Annotated in this window: 22 protein-coding genes; 9 read left to right on the top strand and 13 right to left on the bottom strand. The window is 63.3% G+C overall.

The genetic code is table 11. The annotated features are described in order from the left end of the window. Positions 1 to 71: 71 nt before the first annotated feature. The gene (locus tag ACIPIJ_RS11040) at positions 72 to 668 is read right to left on the bottom strand and encodes a thiamine pyrophosphate-dependent enzyme (RefSeq protein ID WP_401076182.1); all 597 of its coding nucleotides are present in this window, start codon (positions 666 to 668) and stop codon (positions 72 to 74) included. Further along, the gene (locus ACIPIJ_RS11035) at positions 656 to 1,186 is read right to left on the bottom strand and encodes a thiamine pyrophosphate-binding protein (protein ID WP_401076179.1); all 531 of its coding nucleotides are present in this window, start codon (positions 1,184 to 1,186) and stop codon (positions 656 to 658) included. The genes ACIPIJ_RS11040 and ACIPIJ_RS11035 overlap by 13 nt, the downstream gene beginning before the upstream one ends. Positions 1,187 to 1,450: 264 nt before the next feature. Here ACIPIJ_RS11035 and ACIPIJ_RS11030 point away from each other — a divergent pair, with 264 nt between their 5' ends. Both ACIPIJ_RS11030 and ACIPIJ_RS11025 read left to right on the top strand, forming a co-directional pair. Next, entirely contained in the window at positions 1,451 to 2,374 is a 924-nt protein-coding gene (locus tag ACIPIJ_RS11030) for a LysR family transcriptional regulator (protein ID WP_401076176.1), read from the top strand. Positions 2,375 to 2,512: 138 nt separating this feature from the next. Continuing rightward, the gene (locus ACIPIJ_RS11025) at positions 2,513 to 3,883 is read left to right on the top strand and encodes an MFS family transporter (protein ID WP_401076174.1); all 1,371 of its coding nucleotides are present in this window, start codon (positions 2,513 to 2,515) and stop codon (positions 3,881 to 3,883) included. 47 nt (positions 3,884 to 3,930) lie between these two features. Here ACIPIJ_RS11025 and ACIPIJ_RS11020 read toward each other — a convergent pair whose 3' ends face one another. Both ACIPIJ_RS11020 and ACIPIJ_RS11015 read right to left on the bottom strand, forming a co-directional pair. Next, positions 3,931 to 4,938: a zinc-binding alcohol dehydrogenase family protein gene (locus ACIPIJ_RS11020; RefSeq protein WP_401076171.1), complete on the bottom strand. Its 1,008-nt coding sequence runs from the start codon at positions 4,936 to 4,938 to the stop codon at positions 3,931 to 3,933. A gap of 136 nt (positions 4,939 to 5,074) precedes the next feature. Next, positions 5,075 to 5,869: an SDR family NAD(P)-dependent oxidoreductase gene (locus ACIPIJ_RS11015; RefSeq protein WP_401076169.1), complete on the bottom strand. Its 795-nt coding sequence runs from the start codon at positions 5,867 to 5,869 to the stop codon at positions 5,075 to 5,077. A gap of 110 nt (positions 5,870 to 5,979) precedes the next feature. Here ACIPIJ_RS11015 and ACIPIJ_RS11010 point away from each other — a divergent pair, with 110 nt between their 5' ends. The 3 genes from ACIPIJ_RS11010 (at position 5,980) to ACIPIJ_RS11000 (ending at position 8,146) form a co-directional block, all read left to right on the top strand. Continuing rightward, positions 5,980 to 6,924, top strand: a complete 945-nt coding sequence (locus ACIPIJ_RS11010; protein ID WP_401076166.1) for a GlxA family transcriptional regulator — start codon at positions 5,980 to 5,982, stop codon at positions 6,922 to 6,924. A 106-nt stretch (positions 6,925 to 7,030) separates the two neighbouring features. Further along, positions 7,031 to 7,537: a peroxiredoxin gene (locus ACIPIJ_RS11005; RefSeq protein ID WP_401076163.1), complete on the top strand. Its 507-nt coding sequence runs from the start codon at positions 7,031 to 7,033 to the stop codon at positions 7,535 to 7,537. Positions 7,538 to 7,540: 3 nt separating this feature from the next. Further along, entirely contained in the window at positions 7,541 to 8,146 is a 606-nt protein-coding gene (locus tag ACIPIJ_RS11000) for a dTMP kinase (RefSeq protein ID WP_401076160.1), read from the top strand. 44 nt (positions 8,147 to 8,190) lie between these two features. On the opposite strand, the gene ACIPIJ_RS10995 is transcribed toward ACIPIJ_RS11000, so the two are convergent. From ACIPIJ_RS10995 to ACIPIJ_RS10970, 6 genes are all read right to left on the bottom strand, one after another. Next, positions 8,191 to 9,135, bottom strand: a complete 945-nt coding sequence (locus ACIPIJ_RS10995; protein ID WP_401076157.1) for a PDR/VanB family oxidoreductase — start codon at positions 9,133 to 9,135, stop codon at positions 8,191 to 8,193. Next, the gene (locus tag ACIPIJ_RS10990; protein ID WP_401076155.1) at positions 9,132 to 10,562 is read right to left on the bottom strand and encodes an amidohydrolase family protein; all 1,431 of its coding nucleotides are present in this window, start codon (positions 10,560 to 10,562) and stop codon (positions 9,132 to 9,134) included. Before ACIPIJ_RS10990 ends, ACIPIJ_RS10995 begins: the two co-directional genes overlap by 4 nt. Positions 10,563 to 10,578: 16 nt before the next feature. After that, entirely contained in the window at positions 10,579 to 11,307 is a 729-nt protein-coding gene (locus tag ACIPIJ_RS10985) for an ABC transporter permease (protein ID WP_401077552.1), read from the bottom strand. A gap of 85 nt (positions 11,308 to 11,392) precedes the next feature. Continuing rightward, positions 11,393 to 12,247, bottom strand: a complete 855-nt coding sequence (locus ACIPIJ_RS10980) for an ABC transporter ATP-binding protein (protein ID WP_401076152.1) — start codon at positions 12,245 to 12,247, stop codon at positions 11,393 to 11,395. 66 nt (positions 12,248 to 12,313) lie between these two features. Next, positions 12,314 to 13,339 (bottom strand): Rieske 2Fe-2S domain-containing protein, encoded by a 1,026-nt coding sequence (locus ACIPIJ_RS10975; protein ID WP_401076150.1) that lies wholly within the window; start codon positions 13,337 to 13,339, stop codon positions 12,314 to 12,316. A 37-nt stretch (positions 13,340 to 13,376) separates the two neighbouring features. After that, positions 13,377 to 14,402 carry an ABC transporter substrate-binding protein gene (locus ACIPIJ_RS10970; RefSeq protein ID WP_401076148.1) on the bottom strand — a complete coding sequence of 342 codons (1,026 nt, stop codon included), beginning with the start codon at positions 14,400 to 14,402 and terminating at the stop codon, positions 13,377 to 13,379. A gap of 641 nt (positions 14,403 to 15,043) precedes the next feature. On the opposite strand from ACIPIJ_RS10970, the gene ACIPIJ_RS10965 reads away from it, so the two are divergent. The 3 genes from ACIPIJ_RS10965 to ACIPIJ_RS10955 all read left to right on the top strand — a co-directional run bounded on the left by ACIPIJ_RS10965 (position 15,044) and on the right by ACIPIJ_RS10955 (position 19,746). After that, positions 15,044 to 15,856 carry an outer membrane protein OmpK gene (locus ACIPIJ_RS10965; RefSeq protein ID WP_401077551.1) on the top strand — a complete coding sequence of 271 codons (813 nt, stop codon included), beginning with the start codon at positions 15,044 to 15,046 and terminating at the stop codon, positions 15,854 to 15,856. Positions 15,857 to 15,962: 106 nt separating this feature from the next. After that, a complete protein-coding gene (locus ACIPIJ_RS10960; protein WP_401076146.1) occupies positions 15,963 to 17,585 on the top strand; it encodes a methyl-accepting chemotaxis protein in 1,623 nt (540 codons plus the stop codon). 88 nt (positions 17,586 to 17,673) lie between these two features. Next, positions 17,674 to 19,746 carry a PAS domain-containing protein gene (locus ACIPIJ_RS10955; protein WP_401076143.1) on the top strand — a complete coding sequence of 691 codons (2,073 nt, stop codon included), beginning with the start codon at positions 17,674 to 17,676 and terminating at the stop codon, positions 19,744 to 19,746. On the opposite strand, the gene ACIPIJ_RS10950 is transcribed toward ACIPIJ_RS10955, so the two are convergent. Next, positions 19,743 to 19,913, bottom strand: a complete 171-nt coding sequence (locus ACIPIJ_RS10950) for a hypothetical protein (protein ID WP_401076140.1) — start codon at positions 19,911 to 19,913, stop codon at positions 19,743 to 19,745. The genes ACIPIJ_RS10955 and ACIPIJ_RS10950 overlap by 4 nt on opposite strands. A 182-nt stretch (positions 19,914 to 20,095) precedes the next feature. On the opposite strand from ACIPIJ_RS10950, the gene ACIPIJ_RS10945 reads away from it, so the two are divergent. Next, positions 20,096 to 20,515, top strand: coding sequence for a hypothetical protein (locus tag ACIPIJ_RS10945; protein WP_401076137.1), 420 nt, complete (start codon positions 20,096 to 20,098; stop codon positions 20,513 to 20,515). 17 nt (positions 20,516 to 20,532) lie between these two features. Here ACIPIJ_RS10945 and ACIPIJ_RS10940 read toward each other — a convergent pair whose 3' ends face one another. Both ACIPIJ_RS10940 and ACIPIJ_RS10935 read right to left on the bottom strand, forming a co-directional pair. Then, positions 20,533 to 20,700: a hypothetical protein gene (locus ACIPIJ_RS10940; protein WP_401076135.1), complete on the bottom strand. Its 168-nt coding sequence runs from the start codon at positions 20,698 to 20,700 to the stop codon at positions 20,533 to 20,535. A gap of 53 nt (positions 20,701 to 20,753) precedes the next feature. Next, positions 20,754 to 21,110, bottom strand: coding sequence for a hypothetical protein (locus ACIPIJ_RS10935; RefSeq protein ID WP_401076133.1), 357 nt, complete (start codon positions 21,108 to 21,110; stop codon positions 20,754 to 20,756). Positions 21,111 to 21,124 lie beyond the last annotated feature (14 nt).

The raw sequence follows: 21,124 nt of genomic DNA, 5'->3' as shown, positions 1-21,124 counted from the left end.
AACGTTCTCCAGGGTGGGCAGGGCCGGCTGCCTCGGCGTGGTTCGGCAACCGACCCCACCCGCAAGCGTGGTCAAAGAGGCTGGAAACCCAGCGCCGCACGGAAGCGGTTCTTGATGGAGTGGCCGTCGCGTGGCGGCAACACCCGGGGCGGGTTTTCGGCCTTGATCTTGACGGTCGCGAGCTTCACGCCTTCGCGGCTGGCAAAGCGCTCGCGCAGGTCATTCACACCTTGCAGATCGCGTATTTCACTGGTCCAGCTGAAGCCGCAGGTCTGCGCCACCTGGTCAAGCTTGAGGCCGAAGCCGGCATGGCTGACCTGCATGCCGGTTTCGCCGAAGTGGCCGTTGTCCAGCACCACGACGGTGAGGTTGGCGGGCTTCTGCAAAGCGACCGTAGCCAGGGCCCCAAAGCCCATCAGCAACTCGCCGTCACCGGTGATAACCACCACCGATTTGTCGGGCTGGGCGTTGGCCAGCCCAAGGCCAACGGTAATCGCACTGCCCATGGCAGCCCACAAGTAGTAGTTGCCGTCATGGTCACCGGCGGCCATCACGTCATAGGAGGCCGAGCCGAGGCCGGTCACCACCAGCAGGTCCTTGCGATCGGCGAGCAGGGTGCGTACCACTTCGCGGCGGCACAGGGTGTGATTGGCACTTACTTGACCCATTTCTTTTCTCCGATCAGGCGCTGGCCGAGCAGCAGGGCAGTGGCGGAATCACCGTTGAAGGCCATGGTGGCAGCGCCATGCAGCAGCGGTGCGACGTCGTCCGGCACGTCGGCGCGCCAGGTCATCACCTTCATCAATTGCAGCGAGGCTTCAGTGGCCTGGCCCATTGGGTTCTGCCAGGCATTGAACTCTGCCCAGTCACCGCGCATGGTCACCACCATCAGCAGCGGGAAGCCCGCGCAGTTCTGCAGCGCCAGCGTGTTGATGCAGTTGCCCACGCCGCTGGACTGCATCAGCAGGGCGCCGCGCTCACCGCCAAGCCAGGCGCCTGCCAGGTAGCCGATGCCTTCTTCCTCGGTGGTCAGGACTACCGCTTTGATATCGGGGTCTGCATAGGACATGCGAATGGCCGCCGAGTGGCCGGCATCCGGCACGAACACGACGTGTTTGACGTTGTGGGCCTTGAGCACGCGGAACACGTCCTCTTGCCAGTTTTGTTCAGCTTCTTGCGATGACATGGGTATCTCCCGGGCATGCTGCTTTTGTTTTCCCACATCATGGGGTGAGACAGCCCCGAGGACGACTACCGATTTTTTCTTTGAGATATGCCGATTGGGCATAGCTATGGGGCGTTACTTGCATGCATAAACCGCTATCGCTTGTCACGGCGTGCAACCCTCTAGCTGATATGCCCAAATGCTATAGCTGTTGCATGAGTCGATGTTTAGACTGGGGCGTAACCTTAGGCTCAGGCCCTTTCCTGCCGTTTGTGGTGATCATCGATGGACGTCGTGCAACTCAAGACCCTGATCCATGTGGCCGAGCTGGGCAGCCTGAGCAAGGCGTCCGACCGCTTGCACGTGGCGCAGCCTGCGCTCAGCCGGCAGATACGCCAGCTGGAGAAAGAACTGGGCGTCTACTTGTTCGAGCGCCATGGCCGCGGCATGGAAATCACCGAAGCCGGCCTGGAGGTGCTCGAACACGCCACGCGCATCATGGATGAGCTCGAGGCCATTCGTGCGTCGGTGGCGGGCGGGCGCGCGGCGTTCCGCGGTTTGGTGGCCGTGGGTACTACGCCGACCATTGCCGAAATCGTCACCGTGCCCCTGGTGAAACGGATCCGCGATACCCACCCCGACTTGTCCATCAGGTTCTCTTCTGCCTTCAGTGGCTATCTTCTGGATTGGCTGCAACGCGGTGAACTGGAGCTGGCGATCTCATACGACCCGCAACCGCTGCACACCTTGCGGATCGAGCCGGTGATGATGGAGAACCTGGTGCTGGTGGGCCCACCGGAGGCTGGCCTCGACTGGAACAGCGCCGTGCCATTTGCCGTGCTGGCCGATGAGCAACTGGTGCTGCCCAGCCCGCGCCACGGCTTGCGCAAGATCATGGACCAGTGTGCCCTGGAGCGGGGCTTCAAGATCACCACCAGCGTGGAAGCCGACTCGTTTGGCGCGATGATCGACCTGGTACGCAATGGCTTCGGGTTTACCGCGCTGCCGCTGGCGTCTATCTATGCACATCTGAAGGAGGGCACGCTGTGTGCTGCCCCGTTGACCGACCCCACACCCATGCGCAAGCTGGTGCTGGTTTCGCCGGCGGACCGCCACGTCAGCCCGGCCACGCGGTATGTAGGGCAGACCTTCGTCGACATCGCCTCCGAGCTGGTCGAGCAAGGCATCTGGGCGGGGTACATGCTTTGAATCCAGCTATTCAATCACGGCATAACTGCTAGAGGGATGGTGGTCTGGCAGCCGTGTGGTAGAGCGCGTAGCGTGGTTTGGGACTAAAAGCCAGCGCCCTTGGCTGGCTTGAAAATAATAAATCCCCAAAGGTGCCTCATGCACATCCACAACAATAATGCTGCTGTCTCGCCTGATATCCGCAACCTGTCCAACCGCCAACGTATCCGCGCCATACTGGGTGCCTGCTCGGGCAACCTGGTGGAGTGGTACGACTTCTTTATCTACGCCTATACCTCCATTTACTTCGCCGCCCTGTTCTTCCCCCAGGGCGATCAGACCACGCAACTGCTGGCGACTGCCGGCATCTTCGCCGTCGGCTTCTTCATGCGCCCGCTGGGCGGGTGGATCTTCGGTTACCTCGCCGACACCCGTGGCCGCCGTTTCTCGATGATCATCTCGGTGTTCCTGATGTGTGGCGGGTCGTTGATGATCGCGGTGCTGCCGACCTATGAAAGCGTCGGCATGGCAGCGCCTGTGCTGCTGCTGATTGCCCGCCTGATGCAGGGGCTCTCGGTGGGTGCCGAATATGGAACCGGCGCCACCTACATCAGTGAGGTGTCTCGGCCAGGCAAGCGCTGCTTCTTTGGCTCGTTTCAGTACTTCACGATCATTGCCGGCCAGTTGCTGGCCTTGTTGACGGTGGTGGTGTTGCAGAACGTGCTGGCACTGGAGGACTTGAAAGCCTGGGGCTGGCGAATCCCGTTCCTGATCGGTGCGGTGAGCGCGCTGGTGGTCGTCTACCTGCGCCGCTCGATGCTCGAAACCGCCCATGTGCAGGGCGAGAAGCATAAAGAAGCGGGCTCGATCAAAGCCTTGATGCAGCACAAGAAGGCCATTGTACTGACCCTGGCGATCACCGCCGGTTGCTCGCTGCACTTCTATACCTTCTCGACCTACATGCAGAAGTACCTGGTGGTATCCGCAGGGTTCGAGCCTTCCACCGTGAGCTTCATCATGACGGCGGCGCTGGTCGTGTTCATGTGCCTGCAACCGGTATTCGGCATGCTTGCCGACAAGATCGGCTCAAGGAACAGCATGATCGCCTTCGGTTTGCTTTCCAGTATTTTCATCGTGCCTTTGCTGTCCGGGTTGAAGAGCGTCAGCAACCCGTATGAAGCCTTTGCGCTGGTGATGGGCGGTTTGCTGATCGCGGCGTTCTACACCCCGGTGACCGGCGTACTAAAGGCGGACCTGTACCCGGCGACTGTCCGCGCCTTGGGTGTGGGCTTGCCGTATGCCTTGGGCAATGCGCTGTGTGGCGGTACCGCCGAGTATGTGGCGTTGATGCTGCGTGGGGCAGGGGTAGAGTCGGTCTTCTATTACTACGTGGCGGCGATGAGTGCGATCACGCTGTTGGCAGCAGTGCTCATGCCGGATCTGCGCAAGCACGGCTATCTGGATGGTACGGGCACGGTTGAGGGGAACACCGGATGGCGTGGTGGCCACACGTATTCGAACGCACGCTGAGTGAAGGCGGAGCGGCCCGGCGAGGCCGCTCTGCAAGCACTGGGTGATCAGAACCCTTCGAGGACAATCTTGCCGCGCGCCTTGCCGCTCTCGATCAGCGCATGGGCGCGCTTGAGGTTGCCCGCGTTGATCGCGCCGAAGTGCTCGCCGACCGTGGTCTTGATCACCCCTTCGTCGACCAGCGCCGAGACGCGCTCCAGCAGCTGATGCTGCTGGATCATGTCGTCGGTCTTGTACAGCGAGCGGGTGAACATCAACTCCCAGTGCAAGGACAGCGACTTGCGCTTGAGTGGCATCACATCCAGCTGCACCGGGTCATCGATCAATGCCAGCTTGCCTTGTGGGCGCAGCACTTCCACCAGTTGTGCAAGGTAAGTGTCGGTGTGCGTGAGGCTAATCACGTAATCCACCGGAGCCTGGTTGAGCTGTGCGAGCTGCAGCGGGATCGACACAGCGTGGTCGATTACATGGTGTGCACCCCGCTCGCTGACCCACTGCTGCGTTTCAGGGCGCGAGGCGGTGCCGATCACTGTCAACTGGGTGAGCTGCCGGGCCAGTTGCACCAGGATCGAGCCCACGCCACCGCCGGCACCGACAACCAGCAGGCTTTGCCCTTTGCCACCGTTCTGCTCGACGCCCAACCGGTCGAACAGCAGCTCCCAGGCAGTAATGGACGTCAGGGGCAAGGCGGCGGCGCTGGCGTAGTCCAGGCTGCGGGGCTTGTGGCCGACAATGCGCTCGTCGACCAACTGAAACTGGCTGTAGCTGCCAGGGCGGTCGATGGCGCCGGCATAGAACACTTCGTCGCCCGGTTGGAACAGCGACACCTCACTGCCCACCTCACGCACCACACCTGCGGCATCCCAGCCCAGCACCTGCGGCTGGTCGGCGTTGCGGCTGGCGCGGACTTTGGTATCGACGGGGTTGACGGCGATGGCCCTGACCTCGACCAGCAGGTCTCGAGGGCCTGGCGTGGGTTGCGGCAGGTCGGTGTCGAACAGGGAGTGGGGATCCTGAATGGGCAAACCGGCTTGGGTGTAGACAATGGCCTTCATTGGCGTGACCTCGATCAAGTGAAAGTGCTGTCAGGCTATCCGTATCGGAGGCGTACAAAAACCGGCGAGGCGAGGTAAGACTTTCACTGTTGCGATGAAAATCCAGGCGAATACCTGCGCCTGCCGGCAAAACCGATCAGCGGTTGTAGCGTGGCGCGAGCTGGCTGTTCGACAGCGTGCCGAGCAGCGCCTGCCGATTGGCCTCGTACGCCTGGTACGAGTTCAGGTCGTGCATCGACGGGATGGAAATCAGCACACCTTGGTCGAAGTCCTGAAGGGCGCCATCGACCAGATCGGCTGCCGACATGACGATCCCCGGGTCCAGGTTCTCCACCGGCAGGCCGCCGATCTGCCAGAAGTCGGTGGCGGTGGCGCCGGGTAATACCGCTTGAGCCTTGATCCCTTCGCCGGCCAGCTCTTTGTGCAGCGACTGGGTGAACGCGGTGACATAGGCCTTGCTGGCGCCATACACGCCGTTGAGCAGCTCCGGTGCCAGGCTGACCACGGACGAGATGTTGATCACCGCACCTTGCTTGCGCTCGACAAAGCCCGGCACGGCCGCATAGGTCAGGCGAGTGAGGGCGGTGACGTTGAGGCTGATCATCTCGGCCATGCGCTCCACGTCGCTGTCCAGCAGGCCGGTGTGGGTGCCGATGCCGGCGTTGTTCACCAGCAGGCTGATGCTGGCGTCCTCGCGCAGTTTGCGCTCGACCCGCGCCAGGTCAGCCGCGTTGGCCAGGTCTGCCGGGAACACTTCGACGCTCTGCTGGGTTGCACGGGAAAGCTGGCTGGCAAGTGCATCGAGACGCTCACGGTTGCGCGCTACCAGCACCAGGTCATAACCGCGGCGCGCCAGGCGCTCTGCGAAGATTGCGCCGATACCGGTGGATGCGCCGGTGATCAGTGCAGTGCCTTTGTATTGCTGAGTCATGGCCGAGTTCCATTGGGTGGGTTGTGTTGCAGCCATCATGGGTGAAGTTGCGCATGTCTTAAATGACATATAGGGTATGGTTTCAAGACATCCACAAACGGAACCCAACCATGCACCGCGTCGGCTACCTGCTCACCGAGGGCTTCCAGGTCATGTCCCTGGCGACACAGACCGTGTTCGAGTTCGCCAATATCGTGGCAGGCGAGGAGCTCTACAGGATTCAGAATTTCTCCATGGCCGGAGGGACAATCCGCTCTTCACTGGGCATGCATATCGATACCCTGCCGTTGGGGGTGCCTGGGCTGGCGGACAGCTGGATGGTCACCGGCACGCTGACGCCGTTGACGCCGCCTGGCGATGACGTACTGCGCAGCGTAAGCGGTTTTGTCGATGCTGCGCGGCGTACAACTGGCCTGTGCACCGGGTCCTTCGTGCTGGCCCAGGCGGGCGTGCTCGATGGCCGACGCGCGACGACGCACTGGGCTTATGCCAATGCGCTCAAACGCATGCACCCCGAGGTCAAGGTCGAAGATGACCGGATCTTCATTGTCGATGGCCCGGTGTGGACATCGGCGGGCATGACCGCCGCCCTGGACATGGCCCTGGCGATGGTGGAGAAGGACCTGGGGGCCGGGCTTGCACGCTCCATCGCGCACAAGATGGTGATGCACCAGCGTCGCTCCGGCGGGCAGTCGCAGCATTCGGAACTGCTTGCGCTGGCGCCCAAATCGGACCGCATCCAGAACACCCTCGATTACGCCCGCCAGCATTTGAACCGCCCGCTGGCCGTGGAAGAGCTGGCGCAGGTCGCCCACCTGAGCCCCCGGCAATTCACGCGGGTATTCACCGCGGAAACAGGACAGTCGCCGGCCAAGGCTGTCGAGAGCCTGCGCCTGGAAGCAGCACGATTGATGATCGAGCAGAGCCGGCACAACCTGGATACGGTGGCCAGGGAAACCGGGTTCAGAGACCGTCGGCATATGCGCGAGGTGTTCATGCGCGGGTTTGGCGTACCGCCGCAGGCCGTGCGCCGTGATGCGAGGCGTGTGGAATGAGTACCCGATTGGCTGCGTGGAGTACAAATGTGCTCCTGTCGTGCAAGCGTGATGTTGATAGACTGCAGACCACTTGAACAGGGCCATGGCGCCTGCGGAGACAGCGATGATTGAAACCGGCGACGTACTGCCTGATGCAACGCTTCACGAATACAGCAATGGAGAGGGGGAGTGCCCGATCGGCCCGAATGCGTTTTCGGTCCACGCGCGGTGCAAGGGTAAAAAGGTGGTGATCTTCGGTCTGCCGGGAGCATTCACGCCCACCTGTTCGCAGCGACATGTGCCGGGTTATGTGGCGGCGGCTCAAGACCTGTTCGAGGCAGGCATCGAGGAGATTCTCTGCCTCTCGGTCAACGATGCTTTCGTGATGAATGCCTGGGGCAATGCCCTGCAGGTGGCAGGGGCGGTCAGCATGATCGGCGACGGCAACGCTACCTTCACCCAGGCACTGGGCCTGGCCCAGGACTTGTCGGCGCGGGGTATGGGGCTGCGTTCACAGCGCTATGCCTTGCTGGTCGATGACTTGGTGGTCAGGCGTGTGGTGGTCGACGCCCCTGGGAAGTTCGAGGTGACGGATGCCCAGGCCATGCTTGCCTTCCTGCGCCAGGCTTGAAGCATGTTCGTTTCTTTCGATGGGCCCAAGGGCACCGGCAAAACCACACTGTTGGAGGCCGTTACCAAAGCCCTGAGGGCAGACAAGCACAAGGTGGTCCGGCTGTGCGAGCGAAACAACGACCCCGGCCGGGCCGAGACGATGGTGCTGGTCAACAAACTCGTCAGAAACCCTTCCCGAGCGCTTGAACTGGAGGTGTGTGAACGCCTGGCCCACAGCCGTGGCTGGATTTCCCGGAACGTGCTGCCCAAGCAGCCTGCGGGCTGCATCATGCTGATCGATCGCTGGTACCCGTCTGATGCCGCGTTTCGCCGGTTGGTCCCGTTTGCCGAGATTCTACGGTTGAACAAGGCGCGCAACGTGCGCGTGCCAGACCTGCACGTAGGGGTGGTCACCGACCCTGAAATTTCATGGGCGAGGGCAGCGGCACGGACGGCCGGGCTGCGCAGTACGGTGCTGTTCAACCTCTCGGAGCAGGTCGCCAGTACCGAGGCGTTCGAGCGGGCAATTGCCGAAAACGGCTGGGTGTTGTGCCGTAATGAAGGCACGGTCGAAGCGGCGACGCTGCAGGTGGTTCAAGAGATCAATAAAGTGCTTGAAGGCCTTTAGACCAAGCCGGGGCAGCGCTGCGGCGTGCCCCTTATCGCGGGGTGTCAGGCGTCCAGCACCAGGCGTGCCCCGCGCGCGCCCGAGACACACGGGGTGATCCATTCCCCGCTGCTGCGCTGGGCCTCACTCAGGCACTCGTCACGGTGCTGCGGCTCGCCCTCGATGACCCGGCACAGGCACGCACCGCAAATCCCCATGCCGCACGAGACAGGTAACGCCACCCCAACCCGCGCGGCGGCCTGCACCAGGCTTTCGCCCGGTTGCACCTGCACCTCGCGACCGCTGCGTTGCAACACCAGCGCACAGTTGCTGTCAGCATTGGCTGGTGGTTCGGCAGGCTTGAAGTGCTCGCGGTACAACGCCGAAGCCGGCCAGCCCCGGGCGAGCGCGGCCTGCTCCGCGCACGCCATGAACCCCGCTGGCCCGCAACAATACAGGCTGGCCTGGTCCTGCCAGGCGGGCAGCAGGTCAGCCAGGCATGCGCTGATCTGGGCTGCACGCAGGCCGCTGAACACGTCGATGTGCGGGTGCTGGCGCTGGATCAGTGGCACCTGCCGCGCGTCGCGGGTGAAATACAGCAGGCGTACCGCGCGCCCCTGTGCCAGGCACTGGCGGTACATGGGTAACAGTGGCGTGATGCCGATACCGGCCGCCAGCAGCGTCACTGGGCCAGTGCCAGGTTGCACGGCGAACAGGTTGCGCGGCGCACCAACGTCAACCCGTGCTCCCAGCCGCAGGTGCTCGTGCAGCCAACGCGAACCCCCACGCGACGCCGGCTCGCGCTTGATGCCCAAGTACAGGTGGCCCTCCTCGGGCAGGCTGGCCAGCGAGTATTGGCGCACCATGCCGTTGCCCAGGCGCAGGTCGACATGGGCACCGGCGGCCCAGCTGAAGGGCAGGTCGCCGCCGTCCGGTACGCCGAGCTCGACACCCAGCACGTCATCGGCTTCCAGGCGCAAGGCGCGTACTTGCAAGGGAGTCCAACTCATGCGCGCACCCCCGCTGCCCTTTGCAAACGCATCACGGCCTCACGGGCCTGGCTGCCCAGTTCGGCGAGGTCCAGGCCAGGTATTGCGTCGTTGTCCACGCTCAGGCGTCCGCCTACGAGCAATGCGCGCAATGTCGGCCGGCCACCGCCCACCACGGGCCCAATGCCCAGGTCATGCAGCCCGAAGTAGCGCGGCTGGTCGAGCCGATAGAGCGCCAGGTCCGCGGCCTTGCCTACTTCGAGCGTGCCCAGTGCGTCCAACCCCAGCACCTGGGCGCCACCGGCAGTGCCCCAGCGCACCACGTCTTCCACGCTCGCGACATGGGCACCGCCCTCGAACCTGCCGCCGGCATGGCCCGGCAAGGCCCGCTCGCCGGCCTTGGCCCGCTGCATCAACCAGGCGGCGTGGGTTTCGCTGATCATGTCGCAGGCTTCATTGGACGCTGCCCCGTCCACGCCGATCGAAATCGGCATGCCGGCCGCTTCCATGGCAATGATGTCGGCGATGCCGCTGCCCAGCCGGCCGTTGCTCTGCGGGCAGTGGGCAATGCCGGTGCCGGTAGCACCTAACAGCTGGATTTCCTCGGGGCAGAGTTTGACCAGGTGGGCGAACCACACGTCCGCGCCAACCCACTCGTGCTCCGCGCAGAAGGCCACGGGGGAGAGGTTGTGGCGACGCTGGACCTCGTTCTGGTACTCCACCGTTTCACTCAGGTGGCTGTGCAGGCGGATACCCAGCCTGCGCGCGGCCCGGGCGGTTTCGCGCAGGTGCTCGGGGGGCATCGAGTAAGGCGGGCTGGTCGGCGCCATGACCACCCGGCGCCAGGCGTCGGCGGCGGGGTCATGGTAGGTGCGCACCAGCCGCTCGACGTCACTCAGGTACTGATCGAGGGTTTCTGGCCCTGCGCTTGTGGCGCCTTCGGCCTGGCGCACCTGGGTCGCGCCGCCTCGGCACAGGACAAAGCGCAGGCCTAGCCGCTCAGCCTCCTCGAACAGGATCTGCGCACTGTCGAAGGCCATGCCTGGCAGGTACAGGTAATGATGGTCGGCGACCGTGCTGCAGCCGGAGCGGGCCAGCTCCACGAGGCCGATACGCGCAGCCAGGCGGAAGCTGTGTTCATCGAACAGGCCGCGGTAGCGGTAGGGCACTGCGCCCAGCCAAGCCCCCAGGCTCTGGTCGATCCCTGCCGGGATACCCTTGAGCAGTGACTGGAACAGGTGATGGTGGGTGTTCACCCAACCCGGGTAGACCACGCAATCGGTGGCGTCGAGTACCTGCTCGCCTGGCAGCGGTTGCAGGGCGCCGAGTGCCGCGATGCGCCCCTGGCTGATACGGATGTCCGGCCCGGCATGGCGCGCTGTCTCGCCACGGAGCCCGGTAAGAATGGCGCTGGCGTTGCGGACCAGCCAACTGTCGGCATGCTTCATGTGCGGCTCCCAGGGCTTAGCCCAATTCACTTTCGTGCCAGTGGCGCAGGCTGATACGTGCCAGCAGGGCCATCAGGCTGAACAACATGACGCCGGTCAGGGCAATCAGCACCAAGGCGGCGAACAGCCGGGGGATATTGAGTTGAAAGCCCGCTTGCAGGATCTGGTACGCCAGCCCCGCACCGGTGCCGCCGGTGCCGGCCACGAACTCCGCCACCACGGCGCCGATCAACGCCAGCCCGCTGGCAATCCGCAGGCCCGCGAAGAAGCACGGCAAGGCACTGGGGATGCGCAGGCGCAACAGCACCTGCCAGCGGCTGGCGCGGTTGAGGCGGAACAAGTTGAGCAGGCCGGGGTTGACGCTACGCAGGCCCAGCACCGTGTTGGCGATGATCGGGAACACCGCGACCAGCGTGGCGCAGATCACCAGCGCCAAGGTGGTGTCGCTGCACCAGATGATGATCAGCGGAGCGATCGCCACCACCGGCGTCACCTGAAGCAGAATCGCGTAGGGGAACAGGCTGGCTTCGACCACCCGGCTCTGCACGAACACGAATGCCGCCAGCGTGCCGATGACCACCGCCAGGGCGAACGACAGGAAGGTGATCTTCAAGGTCATCCACAGCGCGCCAAGCAGCATCGGGCCGTCGCTGATCAGCGTGCGGCCGATGTCGGCCGGGGATGGCACCAAGTAGGCCGGTACCTGCCAGGCGCTGCACGCCAGTTGCCAGAGGCCCAGCAGCACGGTGCCGACCAGCAAGGGCGAGGCGATGCGCAGCACGGCGGGGTTGCGTAACCAAGGAGCAGAGGTTCGGCTCATTCAGGGGCCCTCAAGCAGGTTCGCCGTTGGCTTTGGCCAGCAGCTGGGACAGGTAAGCGCATTGCGCAATGAACGCCGGGGAGGTGCGGTAGGCCTCGTCGCGTACCAGGGGGCCGTCGATGGCGACATCGGCCATCACCCGGCCGGGGCGCGCGCCCATCACCACCACCCGTGACGACAGGTACACCGCCTCGAAAATGCTATGGGTGACGAACACCACCGTCAGGTCGCGCTCGGCCCAGAGCTGGCGCAGGTCGCTATCGAGCTTGTTGCGGGTGAACTCATCCAGCGCGCCGAAGGGTTCGTCCATCAGCAGCAGGTTGGGTTCGGTGGCCAACGCCCGGGCAATCGATGCGCGCATCTGCATGCCGCCAGACAATTCGCGCGGGTAGACCTCGCCGAACGCACCCAGGCCGACCTGCTCCAGTGCGGCCTGTACCTTGGCCTGGCTCTGAGCTTTGGGCACTCCCGCCAGGTCCAGCGGCAGGCGCACGTTGTCCTGCACCTTGGCCCAGGGCATCAGTGTGGCTTCCTGGAACACCATTGCCAGGCTGCGGCCAGCGCTGGCCGCGCGACGGTCGCTGCCTGGGGCGTCCTTGCCCCACCAGCGCACATGGCCGGCGGTGGGTTGTTCGAGGCCGGCGAACATTTTCAACAAAGTGCTTTTGCCGCAGCCAGAGGGGCCCAGCAACGAAACGAACTCGCCGCGCTGGACCGCCAGCTTGACGCGGCTCAGGGCTTGGGTGCCGTTGTTGTAGGTCTTTTCGACCTGGTTGGCGAACAACGGCGTATCGGCACCCACGGCGTCGGCATTGGGTGGTGGTTGTAGCTGGGCGCGGGCTTTGGACAGGGTCTGCATCAACATGGCGCTCTCCCCAAGGGCAATGAGCGGTTGTGTATGCCCCGGCGCACCGGGGCGCTGAACAGGCGGTCAGTGGCTGGCGAACACTTCGCTTTCGCCATGGGCTTCGAGCAAACCCAGCAATTGCCGGCGGATCACCAGGCCGGGCTTGTCCGAGGGCATGTGCATCTCGACGCGCCGGCGGGTGTCGACGCAGGCGTCGGGGTCGGTGGCCTCGAGGATGTCACGGTCTTCGGCGGTGATTGCGGCGTCCCAGTCGATCAGCGCCTGGGCCGAGCACTGTGCTTCGCTGTCATTGCGGTACAGCCACTGCACCAGCATCAGCCGGCCGTCATCGATCGGCGTGGCGCAGTTGTAGATGATGTGGTGGATGCCGCTGTCGGGGTACATACAGCCAAAACGCCGGGAGAACGGCAGGTAATAGCGGTTGACCAGGTGGCGCTCGGTGATCGGTGCGCGGGTACCGGTGATGGCGAAGCTTGCTTCGGGGTTGCGGATGGGCACGCGGGTTTCGGCCTCGAAGCCGTAATCGGTTTCGCGAAATTCGTAGCTGGCCGGTTGCGGCTGGTCGAACAGGCCGAAGTTGGCCTTGTGCACAAAAGAAAAATGCGAGTTGTCGAACGAATTTTCCATGACCCGCAGCGGGCTGGTTTTCCACTCTTCGTAGAACTGGAAGATGCGCCGGTAACCGGGGGCGTCGTCTTCCGGGAAGTCGGGGATCGGCTGCAGCGGGTCGTCCAGCGCGACCCAGGCGTAGCCGTAGCGCGCCTGGCAGTGATAGGCCTTGACCGCGGCGCCCGGCGGGATGGCACCGGTCGGGTTCTGCGGGATTTTCACGCAGGTGCCGCTGCAGTCGTATTCCCAGCCGTGGTAGCCACAAGCGATGTTACCGTCTTCGCTGACAAAGCCTTTGGACAGTCTTGCGGTGCGGTGGCAGCAGCGGTCGCGCATTGCAACCGGGGTGCCGTCGGGGCGTTTCCACAGTACCAGGGCTTCACCGAGCAACGTGAATGGCTTGGGCCCATCGTCCAGCGCGGTCATGGGCAGCAGGGCGTACCAGAAGCGGCGCAATACAGGTTGTTTGGTGACCAACATGTGCAGTTTCCTCACGGCTAGAAGCGGTTTTATAGGGTCAGCGGCTGGCGGCCTGGGCAGTGCCGGGCAGTACACTCAGGCCCTGCACGAACCGGGTGGTGTAGGCTTTTTGCCAGGGAGCGTCGGCACCCAGCAGGCCAGCCTGAACCATGAAATCGCGCGTCGCTTGCCAGCGGGCGTCGTTCATCGTGCCGATGCCTCGGGTGGCTGCATCGCCGCCGGTCACCAGCTGGTACTGCTTGAGGGTGGAGACGCCCCAGGCCAGCAGTTCATCGCTCATGGTGGGGTTGTCGCGCTTGATCAGCGCGTTGCCTGCGGCCGGGTTGTCCAGGTAGCGCTTCCAGCCCTCCAGCGAAGCGCGGACGAACCTTGCAACACGCTCGGGATGTTGCTCGATGACATCCTGGCGGGTGACCACGGTAGAGCCGTAGGGCGGGTAGCCGGCATCGGCGAACAGGAAGAAGTTGGGCTTCTGGCCGGCCTTGATGGCCTGGAACAGTTCCGAACTGGCGTAGGCCTGTTGGGTGGTGTCGGCGCCCGCGAGGAACGGCTGCAGGTTGAAGGTATACGGCCGCGCCTGGTTGTCCTCGAGCTGGTACTTGCCCTTGAGCCACGGCCACCAGGTTTGTTGGCCGGAGGTGGACACCAGCACCTGCTTGTTTTTCAGGCCGTCCAGGCCGTTGACATCGGCGTGCGTCATCAAGCCCTGCGGGTCACCCTGGAACGGCGCGGCCACTGCGACCACCGGCAGCCCTTGCTCCACACTCTTGAGGATCTGCAGGTCGTAGTTGACGATGAAGTCGGCCTGCTTGCTGACCAACAGCTGCATGCCATTGACCTGCGGGCCGCCCATGCGGATGGTGACCTCCAGGCCTTCCTTTTCGTACAAACCCTCGGCCACGGCCTGGTAGAAGCCGCCTTGTTCGGCCTGGGCGTACCAGGAGGTCAGCAACACGACCTTGTCGTTCGCCTGCGCTACAGGGGCGCTGCCGAGCATTGCGGGGAGCACCGCTGCCGCCAACAGCGAGCGAAGTGGGTAACTCAAAGCAAAGCGGTTTTTCATGATTGTTCTCCACCTCGATTCGAAATCCGCTGGGTGCGTTTGAGCACGTCAGCGACAGGACCGAGCGGTGAGAGAACGGGGCAGGAGAAAGGGCGCACAACCCGCGAGGATCACGGCTGCCACTGCTCTCTTGCCCAGGGCCGACAGGCCGCGTGCAAACATCCGCTCGGATGTACGCCCGATCAAAGGCGCAAGAGCAATGCCCCATGCCATGTCTGGCACTGACCGCTTCTACTCGGTGGTGGACAAAGCCAGAAGCGTGCCAATTTCACAATTGCCCCAACGCCGGCACGGCGAGGCCTGTGTGGGGCGAGCAAGGGCAGGACAGTGAACCGGGAAGGTGCAAAGGTGCGATGGCTGGCGCTAATTGAGTGCGCAATATGGTTGCAGCATGGTGTTCATTTACTGTTTTGATTGGCCACAATCTATGCGAAGTAATGTATTCGATCAGTTGGCACGCGCCCTGCTAGGGCTTAGCCGAGTAGAAGCGGTCAGTGCCAGACATGGCATGGGACATTGCTCTGGCGGCATCACGCCGCACACCCGGCAAGGGTGGCGCCATGATTTGCATCGTGGCCAGAGGAGAGGTCTGTCCGCTGGATCCCTTGCTGGTGAATTTCACCGACCTCGACCCACAAGGGATGCACATGAAACTCGACCCATTCGCCTGGCTGTGCCACAGCCTCCTGCCACTCTGTGCCCTGGCCAGCGCCGGTGCGCAGGCCGGCCCACTGATGTGGAGCGACAACAGCCTCAGCTACCTGTACGGCCACAACTACAAAGTCGACGGTACCGGCAACGATATCCAGCAGACCGTGACTTTCGAACACGCCAGCGGATGGACCTGGGGCGATGTGTTTCTGTTCGTCGACAACAAATGGTCGAACGGGTTGTCCGGCAATGACGGGCATACCTACTACGGTGAGTTCTCCCCACGCTTGTCGCTGGGCAAGATCAGCGGGCAGAACATGCGCTTTGGCATCGTCAAGGATGTGTTGATCGCAGCCACCTACGAGCGCGGGGAGGGGCGCAACCGCAAATACCTGTTGGGGCCTGCTGTGGACCTCGTGATCCCCGGCTTCGATCGCTTCTCGCTCAATACCTACTACCGCAAGCCCGACGGGATTACCGGAAAAGCCTCGGGGCAATGGCAGATCAACCCGACCTGGGCCATGACCTTCCCGCTGGGGCGTTCGGACATCCTGTTTGACGGCTACCTGGAGTGGTATGTCAATGATGTAGGCCGCAAGGGCACGTCGAACTACGTGGCCAAGAGTTTCCACTTCAACCCACAGGTCAAGTACGACGTGGGCAAGGCATTGGGGCACTCACCCAAGCGGTTTTACGCCGGGATCGAGTGGGATTACTGGTCGGACAAGTATGGGATCGAAGACAGCCATGGCTTCCCGACCGATCAGAATGCGGTGAGCGTGTTGCTCAAGGCGCATTTTTGAGAAGTGTTCGATTATCGAGCAAAACCCCACCATGAGCATTAAACCTTCTGCCGTCGGTGCCGAACGTAATGGGTAGTACATTCCACTGCCACCCGGATGCGTCGCCATGTCTCTGCGCCACCTCAACATCGCCACCCGCTCATACCTGAGCTTCAGCCTGATCGCCGCCCTGGTGGTGGTGCTCGGGCTGTTTTCCATCGACAAGATCTCCAGCATGCGCGAAGCCGTGGTGTACACCGAGCAGGTGACCAACGTCGGCACGCGCTACCTGGGCGAGGTGCGCAGCCACATGCTTGGGCTGCGCATCATCACCCTGCGCATGGCCATTGCCCGCGACCCTGCGCAGCTGGCACCCACCCTGGCCCGCCTGGAAGTGCTCAAGGGCCTGCTGGACAAGGGTGTCGAGGGCTATGGCGCGGTAGTACCGACAGCGGGCAAGCCGATTTTTGCCGAAATGCAGCAGCTGATCGGCGAGTACCGCGTGCTGCTCGATCAATACAAGGGGCTGTCTGATCGAAACCAGGTCGCGCAGATGCAGGCGATGCTCAGCGGCGCAATGCAGGATATCTCCAACCGTATCGGCGAGCTCTACGACAACCTGGTCAAGTTCAGCAGCGACACTGCCGAACAGCACACCGCCCAGGCCCGTGCCGACTACCAGCGTGCGCTGTACCTCACCTTCAGCGTCATCGGCCTGGTGCTGGTACTGACGATCGGCCTTGCTTGGCTGCTGACCCGCAGTATCGTCAGCCCGCTGCGCGAAGCCATTGGCGTGGCGCAGAACATTGCCGACGGCGATCTTTCCCACACCGTGCATGCCACCGGCCGTGACGAGGCGACCCAACTGATGCATGCCCTGGCGGCGATGCAGGCAAGCCTCAAGGACGCCCTACGGCTGATCGGCGATTCTTCCCACCAGCTGGCAGCCGCCAGCGAACAGATGTCGGCGATTACCCAGCAGACCTCCCGCGACCTCAACCGGCAAAGCGACGAGATCCAGCAGGCCGCCACGGCCGTGACTGAGATGAGCGTCGCGGTGGAGGAGGTGGCGCGCAACACCGTCAGCACCTCGGAAGTTTCCCGCCAGTCGGAGGACGCCGCACGTCGCGGGCGTGAGCGAGTGGGTGAGGCAATCGGCTCGATCAGCAAGATGAGTGACGATGTGCATGAAGCGTCGCGGCAGATCGAAGCGTTGTCGGTGCAATCCCAGCAGGTTGGCAAGGTGCTCGACGTGATTGGCGCAATTGCCGGGCAGACCAACCTACTGGCACTCAATGCCGCGATCGAGGCGGCGAGGGCGGGTGAGGCGGGGCGTGGCTTTGCCGTGGTGGCGGATGAAGTCCGGGCACTGGCGGCGCGTACCCAGAGCTCGACGCTGGAGATTGAGGAGATGGTCAATGCCATCCGTAGCGGCACCGCGCGGGTGGTGGAATCGATGCAGAGCAATAGCCAGCAGGTGGGCCATACCTTGAAGGTGGCCGAACTGGCGGGGCAGGCCCTGGATGAAATCAGCAGCGGCGCGACCACGATCCACGAGCGCAACCTGGTGGTGGCCAGTGCCACCGAAGAGCAGGCCCAGGTGGCGCGGGAAGTCGACCGCAACCTGCTGAACATCCGCGACCTGGCGGTGCAGACATCTGACGGCGCGGACCAGATCAGCGCGGCCAGCCAGGAGCTGGCCAGCTTGTCGATTGGCTTGAACGGGATGATGAAGCGGTTTCGGCTTTGAGCCACCGTTACCGGCGGTGGCCCCGGTAACCTGCCCGTATGGCCTGTCATATGCGAATATACGGGCAGGTGCAATGACGAGATAGATCATGGATCGCGAGAGCCTGGGTACTTCCAGCCATACCGGCGAGTCTGCGGCGCAGCCCGAAGACAGGGCGTTCCCCGCCAATGCCGCCGAGCGATTGCAGCTGGCCCTCGATGCCGGCGCCATCATCGGCACCTGGGTATGGGACATTCCCAATGACCAGGTCACGGCGGACGAGCGCTTTGCGCGGTCCTTCGGCCTGCCAGCGGACAAGTGCCTGGCAGGGATAGCGATCGAGGAAGCGTTTTCATCGATTCACGAGGACGACCGCGAGCGTGTCTGGTCGGACATTCAGCAGGCCATGGGCCGCGGTGGTGCCTTCCGCTGCGAGTATCGGGTCCGCCAGCATGATGGCTGCTACCGATGGGTCGAGGCCAATGGCCGCGCGGAGCTGAACGGCGAAGGGGTGGCGGTGCGCTTCCCGGGGGTACTCATGGACATCGAGTCGCGGCGCTCGGCCGAGGCCGAGCGCGACCGCATGTCTGCCTTGCTGCGCACCTTCACTGCGGCGGTTCCCGGCGTCGTCTACGCCAAGGACCTTGAAGGGCGGATGCTGGTGGCCAACGACGGTGCCACTCGGCTGATCGGCAAGCCGCCGCATTTCTATCTCGGTAAAACCGATGTGGAATTCCTCGAAGACAAGGCACAGGCTCGCCAGGTGATGGCGACGGACCGGCGCATCATGCGCGGCGGCCAGGCGGTACAGATCGAAGAACGCGTGGACATGCCGGACGGCTCGGCGACCTACTGGCTCTCCATCAAGGCACCGCTGCTCAGCGATACGGGCGAAGTGGTCGGGCTGATCGGCTCATCGATCGACGTGACGGCCCGTAAAGATGCCGAAACGCAGCTGCTTGAGTTGAACCGCACCCTGGAGGCCCGGATCGAAGAGGCGGTCGCCGAGCGCGAAGCCGCCCAGGCGGCACTGCGGCAGGCGCAAAAAATGGAGGCCGTGGGCCAGTTGACCGGTGGCATTGCACACGATTTCAACAACCTGTTGGCGGGCATTACCGGCAGCCTGGACTTGATCAAGCTGCGCCTGAAGCAAGGCCGCGTCGCGGATGTGGAGCGCTACCTGTCGGTGGCGCAGGGTGCCGCGCAGCGGGCGGCATCTTTGACCCACAGACTGCTGGCGTTTTCACGGCGCCAGACATTGTTGCCAGAGCACACGGACGTAAACCGTCTGATCAGCGACATGGAAGAGCTGATCCGCCGTACCGTCGGCCCCTCCATCAACTTGCGGGTGGCGTTGAATGCGCAGTCCAGTACCTGCCTGGTCGACCCTGCGCAGGTGGAGAATGCATTGCTCAACCTGTGTATCAATGCGCGCGATGCCGCTGGCAGCGACATCACCATCAGTACGTGCAATGAGGTACTTCAGCTGGGGCCGGAGCTGGATGCCGAGCTGACACCCGGAACATTCCTCACCATCTGCGTGGCCGACAATGGTATCGGCATGAGCGCCGACACGCTGTCCAGGGCGTTCGAGCCCTTCTTCACGACAAAACCGGTGGGAGCAGGAACCGGCCTGGGCTTGTCGATGATCTACGGGTTTGCCAAACAGTCCGGCGGGCAGGTAAAGATCAGGTCGCAGGAGGGGGCGGGCACTCGCGTTTATCTCCAGCTACCCGGCCACACGGCCCAGGCCGAGGGTGCGCAACGTATCGAAACCCCAGCCAAGGCACCTGCAGCGTTGGCGGGAGAAACGGTGCTGGTTGTCGATGACGAGCCGTCCGTGCGCATGTTCGTCAGCGAAACACTGGGGAGCTGCGGGTATGTCGTCATTGAGGCTGCTGACAGCCTCGCCGGCCTGCAGCTATTGCGTTCAGATACCCGCATCGACCTGCTGGTAACGGACATCGGCCTGCCTGGTGGCATCGACGGCCGGCAGATGGCACAGGCTGCGCGTATATCCAGGCCAGGCTTGCCGGTGCTGTTCATGACCGGCTACGTGCAGCCGCATGTGCTGGGCGAGGCGCCCCTGGACGCCGACACTGCCGTGCTCACCAAGCCGTTCGCGCTCGAAGCACTGACGTTGAATGTCAGTACATTGCTTGGGCAATGCAAGCACAGCTAGGCAAGAAACGCCGACAAGGGTGGGCGATCAGCGTGCTTGTCCTGCTGGATGTCGTTGTAGACAGCCAGGCTGCACACCGCGACCAGGCCGGCACTGGCGAGCAGGATGTCGCCCAGTAGCATGCCTGCGACCAGGACCAGCGCGCTGATGCGAAAGAGGGTGGTCATGACTGCCTCCGATGCAGATTGGGTTCCCAGCCGTGACCATAACCCGCCCAGTGGAATTGCGCAGCCACGTGCACGTCTGCTGGCAGGGTTTGCCTGTGAAATGGCAGAACGGGCCTCTGTAACAGGCGCCAACGGGGCGAGTTGGCGGTATCCTGAAGTCACGCTCACTCGGGACCCAGATCATGCGCAGGTCGATGCTGTTGCTCGCATTTACGGCCGTTGCCGGTTGTCAGGCGCCCCTGCCAACCGCCAACCCACAGATGGCTTGGGTCGATCTCTCGGTGCCATTCCCCAATGACAGAGTATTGATGGCCGAACGCCTGGATCAGGAACGTTTGCGGGACGGGCGCTTTTTCCAGGTCAGCCCGGGTAGCCATGTATTGCTCGTGCGCTTCGACTATGAAGTAGGCGGTGGCGCAGGCACGAGCTTGATGGGCGGCACCACGGTTCGCCAGTGCTATCTGAGCGTTCCCTACGCGCATTTCAAGGCGGGCGAGCGTTACTTGCTGGAGGCGCGGTCGATGGCGCTGACACCCGAAGCGCGCTTGTACGATGCCAAGCGCGAGGTGGTGGCAGAGGTCAGCGAATTCTATTGCCTGTGATCATCGCTGCCGGCGCGTCAGCGTCGAGCTTTGCGCTGGTAGCGCGACACGGCGATCTGCACGGCGGCTGCCACCAGGCAAAGCAAGCCGATCTTCCAGCTGCCTTGCAGCCCGAAGTGCTCGGCTGCTTTTCCGGCGAGGATCACGCTGATGAAGATGGCGAAAGGCAGGATCAATTTGTTCATTGGGGCTTCCAGCGGTCAACGATAAAGGGCGTGAGGGGCTGTCCAAGACAGGGCTAGGTTGCTGCCAGCAGCCTTTCCAGTTGCCTGAGCTCCCAGGTACTCATCAGCTCGATCGGGTCGGTACCGAAGCGCTGGCCCGAGTCCAGGACGTAGGCCCGGCCATCCGGCGCGTAGCAACTGGCGCAGTAATCCAGGGCGTCGCAAGCCTTGCAGAAGGTCAGCACCCAACCGTCAACCTCCACAGTCATTTGCCCGGCATTTAGCTGCGCCCAGCTGTGTTCGCTCAGGCGGCGCATCGTGCGGGTGCCCAGGGCGATATCGCGCAGGACCTGGTAGGTTTCACGTGGGGGCAAGCGATTGAGGGACAAATTTGATTTCCGCGGTATGGTACGGCGCCCGGCAGGGTACATGACTATGATCCCGA

Source organism: Pseudomonas sp. NPDC087185 (assembly GCF_044744955.1).
GTDB lineage: Bacteria > Pseudomonadota > Gammaproteobacteria > Pseudomonadales > Pseudomonadaceae > Aquipseudomonas.
The sequence above is the reverse complement of the archived record's forward strand: the minus strand, read 5'-3'. Positions and strand labels throughout refer to the sequence as shown.

What these genes read in the sequence shown, in the direction of transcription:
- ACIPIJ_RS11015 (WP_401076169.1), bottom strand. Translation starts at nt 5,869, where the DNA reads ATGACTCAGCAATACAAAGGCACTGCACTGATCACCGGCGCATCCACC.
- ACIPIJ_RS10965 (WP_401077551.1), top strand. Translation starts at nt 15,044, where the DNA reads ATGCACATGAAACTCGACCCATTCGCCTGGCTGTGCCACAGCCTCCTG.
- ACIPIJ_RS11030 (WP_401076176.1), top strand. Translation starts at nt 1,451, where the DNA reads ATGGACGTCGTGCAACTCAAGACCCTGATCCATGTGGCCGAGCTGGGC.
- ACIPIJ_RS10955 (WP_401076143.1), top strand. Translation starts at nt 17,674, where the DNA reads ATGGATCGCGAGAGCCTGGGTACTTCCAGCCATACCGGCGAGTCTGCG.
- ACIPIJ_RS10945 (WP_401076137.1), top strand. Translation starts at nt 20,096, where the DNA reads ATGCGCAGGTCGATGCTGTTGCTCGCATTTACGGCCGTTGCCGGTTGT.
- ACIPIJ_RS10960 (WP_401076146.1), top strand. Translation starts at nt 15,963, where the DNA reads ATGTCTCTGCGCCACCTCAACATCGCCACCCGCTCATACCTGAGCTTC.
- ACIPIJ_RS11005 (WP_401076163.1), top strand. Translation starts at nt 7,031, where the DNA reads ATGATTGAAACCGGCGACGTACTGCCTGATGCAACGCTTCACGAATAC.
- ACIPIJ_RS10995 (WP_401076157.1), bottom strand. Translation starts at nt 9,135, where the DNA reads ATGAGTTGGACTCCCTTGCAAGTACGCGCCTTGCGCCTGGAAGCCGAT.
- ACIPIJ_RS10935 (WP_401076133.1), bottom strand. Translation starts at nt 21,110, where the DNA reads ATGTACCCTGCCGGGCGCCGTACCATACCGCGGAAATCAAATTTGTCC.
- ACIPIJ_RS11035 (WP_401076179.1), bottom strand. Translation starts at nt 1,186, where the DNA reads ATGTCATCGCAAGAAGCTGAACAAAACTGGCAAGAGGACGTGTTCCGC.
- ACIPIJ_RS11040 (WP_401076182.1), bottom strand. Translation starts at nt 668, where the DNA reads ATGGGTCAAGTAAGTGCCAATCACACCCTGTGCCGCCGCGAAGTGGTA.
- ACIPIJ_RS11020 (WP_401076171.1), bottom strand. Translation starts at nt 4,938, where the DNA reads ATGAAGGCCATTGTCTACACCCAAGCCGGTTTGCCCATTCAGGATCCC.
- ACIPIJ_RS10990 (WP_401076155.1), bottom strand. Translation starts at nt 10,562, where the DNA reads ATGAAGCATGCCGACAGTTGGCTGGTCCGCAACGCCAGCGCCATTCTT.
- ACIPIJ_RS10975 (WP_401076150.1), bottom strand. Translation starts at nt 13,339, where the DNA reads ATGTTGGTCACCAAACAACCTGTATTGCGCCGCTTCTGGTACGCCCTG.
- ACIPIJ_RS11000 (WP_401076160.1), top strand. Translation starts at nt 7,541, where the DNA reads ATGTTCGTTTCTTTCGATGGGCCCAAGGGCACCGGCAAAACCACACTG.
- ACIPIJ_RS10940 (WP_401076135.1), bottom strand. Translation starts at nt 20,700, where the DNA reads ATGAACAAATTGATCCTGCCTTTCGCCATCTTCATCAGCGTGATCCTC.
- ACIPIJ_RS10950 (WP_401076140.1), bottom strand. Translation starts at nt 19,913, where the DNA reads ATGACCACCCTCTTTCGCATCAGCGCGCTGGTCCTGGTCGCAGGCATG.
- ACIPIJ_RS10970 (WP_401076148.1), bottom strand. Translation starts at nt 14,402, where the DNA reads ATGAAAAACCGCTTTGCTTTGAGTTACCCACTTCGCTCGCTGTTGGCG.
- ACIPIJ_RS10980 (WP_401076152.1), bottom strand. Translation starts at nt 12,247, where the DNA reads ATGTTGATGCAGACCCTGTCCAAAGCCCGCGCCCAGCTACAACCACCA.
- ACIPIJ_RS11010 (WP_401076166.1), top strand. Translation starts at nt 5,980, where the DNA reads ATGCACCGCGTCGGCTACCTGCTCACCGAGGGCTTCCAGGTCATGTCC.
- ACIPIJ_RS11025 (WP_401076174.1), top strand. Translation starts at nt 2,513, where the DNA reads ATGCACATCCACAACAATAATGCTGCTGTCTCGCCTGATATCCGCAAC.